The following is a 7,524-nucleotide window of genomic DNA, read 5'->3' on the forward strand; positions in this document are numbered from 1 at the left end:
GCCGGAGAGGCCGCCGGTCTGCCGGCGTACCTGATCGGTGCTCCCGCCGGACGTAGAGGAAGCCCGGCGGGAGCTGCAGGTGCGGCACCGGCTCGTAGTCGGGGCCCATGGCGAACTGGTCCCGCTGGCCGAACCAGCCCCAGATCGGCTGGCGCAGCCGCTCCTGCAGCTCCCGCCGGACGTAGAGGAAGCCCGGCGCGCCGGGGCCGCCGTTGAGGTACTTGTAGGTGCAGCCGACCGCCAGGTCGGCGCCGGTGGCGGCCAGCTCGACCGGCACCGAACCGGCCGCGTGCGACAGGTCCCACAGCACGTACGCCCCGACCTCCCGGGCGGCCTCGTTCACCGCGGCCAGGTCCAGCAGCGCCCCGCACCGATACGACACCGCGGAGAGCACCACCAGGGCGACGTCCTCGGTCAGCGCCGCCCGCAGGGTCGCCAGGTCCAGCCCCTGGTCCAGGTCGGAGGGGAGGACCCGCAGGGTATGGCCGCGCGCCTCGGCGAGGCCCTGCAGGATGTACCGGTCGGTGGGGAAGTCCTCGGCGTCCACCAGGATGGTGCGCCGGTCCCCGGCCGCGTCCAGCGCGGCGGCGGCCAGCTTGTAGAGGTTCACCGAGGTCGAGTCGGAGACCACCACCTCACCGGGACGCGCGCCGAGGGCGTGCGCGGCGAGCCGGTCGCCGATCCGGCGGGCCCACTCGATCCAGGTGGGCCAGCCGCGTACGAGCTGGTCGCCCCAGCCCTCGCGGACCAGCCGGGCCAGGTGGTCCGGGGTGGCCGCCGGCAGCCGGCCGAGCGAGTTGCCGTCGAGGTAGATCAGGTCCTCGTCGGGGATGACGAACCGGTCGCGCAGCCCGGCGAGGGGATCGGCGGCGTCCATCTCCTTGAACAGATACCGGGGGAACTCGTCGGACACGCGCCACTCCTCCATCTCCGCCGTGCCACCCGGGTGCGGGCGGGACGCGGACAGGTTAGGCGCTGCTCGTCCGGCCGGGGCGTGCCCCGCGGCCGCCTCTCACCCGCTGGACTCGCCCGGGGACCCCGCCGTGCTCGGCGCGGACTCGGGCGAGCCAGGACCGCGCCGCCGCCGCTGGTGACCGGGGAGGCTCGTGCCGTACGGTGCTCGCCGTGACCGCGCACGATCATCTCCCGTCCGGCCCCGTCGCCGTGCTCGCCAACCCGACCGCCGGGCGGGGGCGGCACCGCGCGCTGCTGCCCCGGTTGCTGGAGCGGCTGGCCGGCGCCGGGCGGCCGGTCCGCCTGCTCGAGGCGGCCAGCCCGGCGCAGGCGGAGGCGGCCTGCCACGCGGCGGTCGCCGACGGCGCCGGCGCCCTGGTGGCGGTCGGCGGGGACGGTACGGTCCACCGGGCGTTGCAGGCGGTCGCCGGCACCGGGGTGCCGTTCGGGCCGGTCCCGGCCGGCACCGGCAACGACTTCGCGGCCGAGACCGGCTTCCCGGCCGACCCGGTCGCGGCCGTCGAGGTGATCGCCGAGGCGCTGCGTGACGGCCGCACCCGGCCGGTCGACCTGGCCCGGCTGAGCCCCGCCGACGGCGGGGGCGACCGCTGGTACGGGGCGGTGCTCGCGGCCGGCTTCGACGCGATCGTCAACGAGCGGGCCAACCGGATGACCTGGCCGCGCGGCCCCCGCCGGTACGACCTGGCCATCCTGGTCGAGCTGGCTCGGCTACGGCCGCGTCCGTACCGGCTGCGGCTCGACGGCGAGGAGCACGAACTGGAGGCGGTGCTGGTGGCGGTCGGCAACGCGGCCAGCTACGGCGGCGGGATGCGGATCTGCCCGGACGCCGACCCAACCGACGGGCTGCTGGACGTGGTGGTCGGCGGGCGGTTCGACCGGCGCACCCTGATGCGGGTCAAACCGCGGATCTACCAGGGCACCCACGTGACGCACCCGCTCGTGCGCACCTACCGGGCCCGCACGGTGGAGCTGGACGCGCCCGACATCACCACGTACGTGGACGGGGAGCGGGCGTTCGACCTGCCGGTGCGGATCAGCGCGGTGCCGGCGGCGGTGCGACTGCTGCGCTGACCAGTTCGGCGCCGTCCGCATCGGCCCGCAGCTGTCGGGGCGAGACCCCGTACGCGGCCCGGAAGGCGCGGCTGAAGTGCGCCGAGCTGCGGAAACCCCAGCAGGCGGCGACGGTGTGCACGGGGCGGTCGACCAGCAGCGGGTTGAGCAGGTCCCGCCGGCAGCGCTCCAGCCGGCGGCGGCGGATCAACCCGGCGACGCTCTCACCGTCGTCGGCAAAGAGCCGGTGCAGGGTCCGCAGGGAGATGTGCTGGGCGGCGGCGACAGCGGCCGGGCTGAGATCGGGGTCGGCGAGGTGCCGCTCGACGAACTCGACCACCCGGAGGCGGGCCACCCGCTCGTGCGTCTCCGCGGTGAGCGCGTGCCCGGCGTCGGCGTGTCGGGCCAGCATGGTGCAGATCAGGTCCAGGGCCGTGTTCCCCAGCCGGCCGGCGTCACCGGCCGCGTACTGGTCGGGGTGGTCCGCCACCCGGCGCAGGAACTGGGCCAGCAGGCGGCCCAGGCCGTGTTCGGCCGGCATGACCGCGGCCAGCGATCGCCGTACCGTGGCGGACGGCAGCGGCAGCCGCGCGTGGGGGATTTGCAGGCAGATGGTGGCGCTGGGCTCCTGGCTGCGGACGCGGTGCTCCGCCTCGTACGGCCGTGAGGTGTCGAAGAAGGTGAACCGGGCCCGGTCGATGGTCGCCTCGTTGCGGGCCTGGCTGATCGCACTGCGACCGGCGATCGGCAGCGCGAGGTGGTAGAGCTCGGGATCGGCCTGTCGGATGTGCCGGCCGGTGCGCCGCAGGCGCACCGACGGATGCTGGAACGAGGCCAGCTGCACGTCGCCGAGCGGGATCAGCTGGGCGTGCGCGGTAAACGGTTGACCGGACTCGGGTCGGATGACGGCGGGATTGGTGCCCAGCGTGAAGTCCGCCCAGAGGTCGAAGCGCTCCGCCTCCGGCACCACGGAGGTGTCGAACACCTGACGGGGCAGGATGATGACCTCCCGGATCGCTGATCGCCGCGCTGCATCCTATGCCGGCTGCCTCAGCCCCGCAGGGCCAGGTCCAGCACCGCGCCCAGCCCGTTGGGGTGGCCGGCGTCGGCGCAGGGCAGCACCAGCACCGCGCAGCCGGCCCGTACCGCGGCCGCGTCGGCCGGGGTGTCGCCCACCATCAGGGCGCGCTCCGGGTCGATGCCGAGCATGCCGCAGGCCCGCAGGAAGATCCCCGGATCCGGCTTGCAGCGCCCCACCTCGTACGACAGCGCGTACGCGTCGACCAGCCCGTCGAGCCCCCAGGCCGCGAACAGCGGCCGGATGTCGAAGCCGATGTTGCTCACCACGGCCACCTTCACCCCGGCCTGGCGCAGCGCCTTGAGCACCGCCTCGGTGTCCGGGTACGGCACCCAGCCCTCGGGGACCAGCACCCGGTCGTAGAGCGCGTCGGCGAACCCGTCGATGCCCGCGTCGACCGTCTCGGCCAACCCGGTGTACGCGCCCCGGTGGGCGTGTTCGTAGAGGTCCCGGTCGGCCCAGAGCTCGGCCAGCCGGGGCGGCACCCGGGCCGGCAGCGGCCCACCCGCCCGACCCGCGGTGAGCAGCCGGTCCGCCAGGGCGGTGGCCCGGACCCGGTCCAACTCCACCCCGCACGCCGCCGCGGCGGCCAGCACCCACTCGCGCGGGTCCTCCACCTGGGCGAGCGTGCCGTGGAAGTCGAGCAGCACCCCCTCCACGGGACGGCGGGACGGGCTCGGGCGGACGGCGTCGTCGGCGCCGCTCGAGGCGTGGGGTGGTTCGGTACGGTCCGGCACGCCGTGCACCTTACCGACCCGCTCCGACCGTCCTGCCGGACGGCCTTGGCCGGTGGCCGTCGGTCGTACCGATTAATCTTGAGGGCATGTCGAGCCCCGCCGAGCGGTACGCCGCGGCGCGCCGCCGCGCCGCGCAGGCCTCCGCCTTCCCGGCCCTGGACGAATTCGCCCGAGACCTGGGGTTCGACCTCGACGACTTCCAGCGCGAGGCGTGCCAGTCCCTGGAGCGGGGCAGCGGCGTGCTGGTCTGCGCTCCCACCGGCGCCGGCAAGACCGTGGTCGGCGAGTTCGCCGTACACCTCGCGCTGCGTGGCCGGCCCGGGCAGCCGGCGGCCGCCGCCGGCGAGGCCGGCCCGACCACCCGGCGCAAGTGCTTCTACACCACGCCGATCAAGGCGCTGTCCAACCAGAAGTACCACGACCTGGTCGACCGCTACGGCACCGAGCAGGTCGGGCTGCTCACCGGCGACAACGCGATCAACGGGGACGCGCCCGTGGTGGTGATGACCACCGAGGTGCTGCGCAACATGCTCTACGCGGGCTCGGCCACCCTGGAGGGCCTGGCCTACGTGGTGATGGACGAGGTGCACTACCTCGCCGACCGGTTCCGGGGCGGGGTCTGGGAAGAGGTGATCATCCACCTGCCGGCCTCGGTCACGCTGGTCTCCCTGTCGGCGACCGTCTCCAACGCCGAGGAGTTCGCCGACTGGCTGGTCACCGTGCGGGGCGAGACCGCCGTGGTGGTCAGCGAGCACCGGCCGGTGCCGCTCTGGCAGCACATGCTGGTCGGCAAGCGGATGTTCGACCTGTTCCACGACGCCGACGCGGCGCGCAAGCACGACGTGCACCCGGAGTTGCTGCGCTACACCCGCGACACGATGCGCCGGCTGGAGCTGGGGGAGGGGCGCAGCGCCGGCCCCGGCGGCGGGCGGCGCGGCCCCCGCTGGCGCGGGCCGATGCGCCCCGACATCGTCGACCGGCTCGACCGGGAGGGCCTGCTCCCGGCGATCCTGTTCATCTTCAGCCGGGCCGGCTGCGACGCGGCCGTGCAGCAGTGTCTGGCCGCCGGGCTGCGGCTGACCTCCCCGGAGGAGCGCGCCGAGATCCGCCGGGTGGTCGAGTCCCGGGTCACCGCCATCCCCGGCGAGGACCTCTCCGTCCTCGGCTACTGGGAGTGGCTCGACGGTCTGGAGCGGGGCCTGGCCGCGCACCACGCCGGCATGCTGCCGGCGTTCAAGGAGGTCGTCGAGGAGTTGTTCGTCCGCGGCCTGGTCAAGGCGGTCTTCGCCACCGAGACCCTGGCCCTGGGCATCAACATGCCGGCCCGCTGCGTGGTGCTGGAGCGGCTGGTCAAGTTCAACGGCGAGGCGCACGTCGACCTCACCCCGGGGGAATACACCCAGCTCACCGGGCGGGCCGGCCGACGCGGCATCGACGTCGAGGGGCACGCGGTGGTCGTCTGGTCGCCGGAGACCGACCCCCGGCACGTGGCCGGCCTCGCCTCCACCCGCACCTACCCGCTGCGGTCCAGCTTCCGGCCGTCGTACAACATGGCGGTCAACCTGGTCGGCACAGTCGGCGCGGAGCCGGCCCGAGCGCTGCTGGAGTCCTCGTTCGCGCAGTTCCAGGCGGACCGGTCGGTGGTCGGCCTGGCCCGGCAGGTGCAGCGCAACACCGAGACCATGGAGGCGTACGGCGCCGAGGCCGCCTGCCACCACGGCGACTTCGACGAGTACTTCGCGCTGCGGGTGGCCATCGCCGACCGGGAGCGCGCCATCGCCCGGCAGGGGCAGACCCAGCGCAAGGCGGCCGCGATCGCCTCGCTGGAGCGGCTGCGGGTCGGCGATGTGATCCGGGTGCCCTCGGGCCGGCGGGCCGGCCTGGCGGTGGTCCTCGACCCGGCCACCGGCGGCTTCGGCGAGCCTCGTCCGCTGGTGCTCACCCAGGACCGCTGGGCCGGCCGGGTCAGCCCCGGCGACTTCACCACCCCGGCCGAGGTGCTCACCCGGATCCGGGTGCCGAAGCACTTCAACCACCGGTCCCCAGCGGCCCGCCGCGATCTCGCCGCCGCGGTCAGCGACACCGGGCTGGACCGGCACGGTGGCCGGCGCGGCGGGCGCTCCCGGCAGGCCGTCGGTGAGGACCACCGGCTCACCCAGCTCCGCGCCGAGCTGCGCCGGCACCCCTGCCACGCCTGCCCCGACCGGGAGGAGCATGCCCGCTGGGCGGAGCGGCGCCGCCGGCTGGAGCGCGACACCGAGGAGCTGCGCCAGCGGGTCGCCGGCCGGACCGGCTCGCTGGCCCGGACGTTCGACCGGATCGTGGCGCTGCTGACCGCGCGCGGCTACCTCACCACGGAAGGCGAGGTCACCGACGCCGGGCGGATGCTCGGCCGGATCTGGACCGAGGTGGACCTGCTGGTCGCCGAGTGCCTGCGCCGCAAGGTCTGGGACGGGCTCTCCCCGGCCGAGTTGGCCGCCGCGGTCTCCGTGGTGGTCTTCGAGGCCCGCCGGGACGTCGACGAGCGGGCGTCGCTGCCGCGTGGCGCGGTGGCCGACGCGGTCGACGAGACGCTCAAGCTGTGGAGCGACATCGAGGGGGACGAGGCCGCCCGCGGCCTCGCGGTCACCCGCGAGCCGGACCTCGGCTTCGCCTGGCCGATCTACCGGTGGGCCCGCGGGGAGGCCCTCGCCAAGGTGCTCGCCAGCGGCCACCAGATCGACGGCGAGATGCCCGCCGGCGACTTCGTCCGCTGGGCTCGCCAGGTGGTCGACCTGCTCGGCCAGCTCGCCGACTCCGGCGGGGCGTCGGCGGAGCTGCGGTCCACCGCCCGGCAGGCCATCGCCGCGGTCAACCGGGGCGTGCTGGCTTACCACGCCGCCGCCTGACCAGCACCGCCGGTGCGGGCGCGGGGCCCGGCCGGACGCATCCCGCCCCCGGCTCGGCGAGCCGGCGGTGCCCGGGCCGCCCGGATCCCGCCGGCTGGCCGAGGCGGCGGCGCGGCTGGCCGATCAGGAGGCGCCCGCGAGGGCGTCGACCAGGCGCCGGCACGAGCCGGCGAGGTTCCATCGCTGCGCCAGCTCCAGCAGCCGCTCGGGGTCGGCGGGCGCGGACGGCAGCTCGGTGCTCAGCTTCGGCAGCGGCACGTCGGTGGCGACCCGGACCACCTTCGGCGCGACGGCCAGGTAGTCCCGGGCCGCCGCCAGCTTGGTGCGCAGGCCCGGGGCGAAGCCGGACTCCCCGTCGTCCAGCGCGGCCAGGATGCCGGGCAGCCCGCCGTACCGCTCGATCAGCCGGGCGGCCGTCTTCTCGCCGACCCCGGGCACGCCGGGCAGCCCGTCGGACGGGTCGCCGCGCAGCGCGGCGAAGTCGGCGTACCCGTCGGCGGGCACGCCGTACTTGGCCCGGACCGCCGCGTCGTCGCAGTCCTCCAGCTTCGCCACGCCGCGACCGACGTAGAGCAGCCGGACCGGGCGGTTGTCGTCGACGAGCTGGAACAGGTCGCGGTCGCCGGAGACCACCTCCACCGGGCCGGGCTGGGTCACCGAGAGGGTGCCGAGCACGTCGTCCGCCTCGTACCCGGTCGCGCCGACCGCGGTGATGCCGAGCGCGTCGAGCACCTCGAGGATCATCGGCACCTGCGGGGAGAGGGTGTCCGGCACCACCTCGCCGCCCTCCGGCGCC

At 75.4% G+C, this 7,524-nt stretch carries 6 protein-coding genes; 2 read left to right on the forward strand and 4 right to left on the reverse strand.

The window, feature by feature from the left end; all coding sequences use genetic code 11:
- On the reverse strand, positions 1-913 hold a 913-nt coding region (locus ONA70_RS33135; RefSeq protein WP_265010425.1), incomplete at its 3' end, for an aminotransferase class V-fold PLP-dependent enzyme.
- Between the two features lie 203 nt (positions 914-1,116).
- Between ONA70_RS33135 and ONA70_RS33140 the strand changes: the two genes are divergently transcribed.
- Entirely contained in the window at positions 1,117-2,046 is a 930-nt protein-coding gene (locus ONA70_RS33140) for a diacylglycerol kinase (RefSeq protein ID WP_265010426.1), read from the forward strand.
- On the opposite strand, the gene ONA70_RS33145 is transcribed toward ONA70_RS33140, so the two are convergent.
- Together ONA70_RS33145 and ONA70_RS33150 are read right to left on the reverse strand one after the other, a co-directional pair.
- Positions 2,009-3,010, reverse strand: a complete 1,002-nt coding sequence (locus ONA70_RS33145; protein ID WP_265010427.1) for an AraC-like ligand-binding domain-containing protein — start codon at positions 3,008-3,010, stop codon at positions 2,009-2,011. The two genes, ONA70_RS33140 and ONA70_RS33145, sit on opposite strands and share 38 nt — an antisense overlap.
- A 65-nt stretch (positions 3,011-3,075) precedes the next feature.
- Positions 3,076-3,840: an HAD family hydrolase gene (locus ONA70_RS33150; protein WP_265010428.1), complete on the reverse strand. Its 765-nt coding sequence runs from the start codon at positions 3,838-3,840 to the stop codon at positions 3,076-3,078.
- Positions 3,841-3,926: 86 nt separating this feature from the next.
- Between ONA70_RS33150 and ONA70_RS33155 the strand changes: the two genes are divergently transcribed.
- A complete protein-coding gene (locus ONA70_RS33155) occupies positions 3,927-6,728 on the forward strand; it encodes a DEAD/DEAH box helicase (RefSeq protein WP_265010429.1) in 2,802 nt (933 codons plus the stop codon).
- A 123-nt stretch (positions 6,729-6,851) separates the two neighbouring features.
- On the opposite strand, the gene ONA70_RS33160 is transcribed toward ONA70_RS33155, so the two are convergent.
- Positions 6,852-7,524 (reverse strand): 5'-3' exonuclease (locus tag ONA70_RS33160; RefSeq protein ID WP_265010430.1); only part of this gene is annotated, 673 nt, incomplete at its 5' end.

The sequence above is a fragment of the Micromonospora yasonensis genome, from assembly GCF_026013475.1.
Classification (GTDB): domain Bacteria; phylum Actinomycetota; class Actinomycetes; order Mycobacteriales; family Micromonosporaceae; genus Micromonospora; species Micromonospora yasonensis.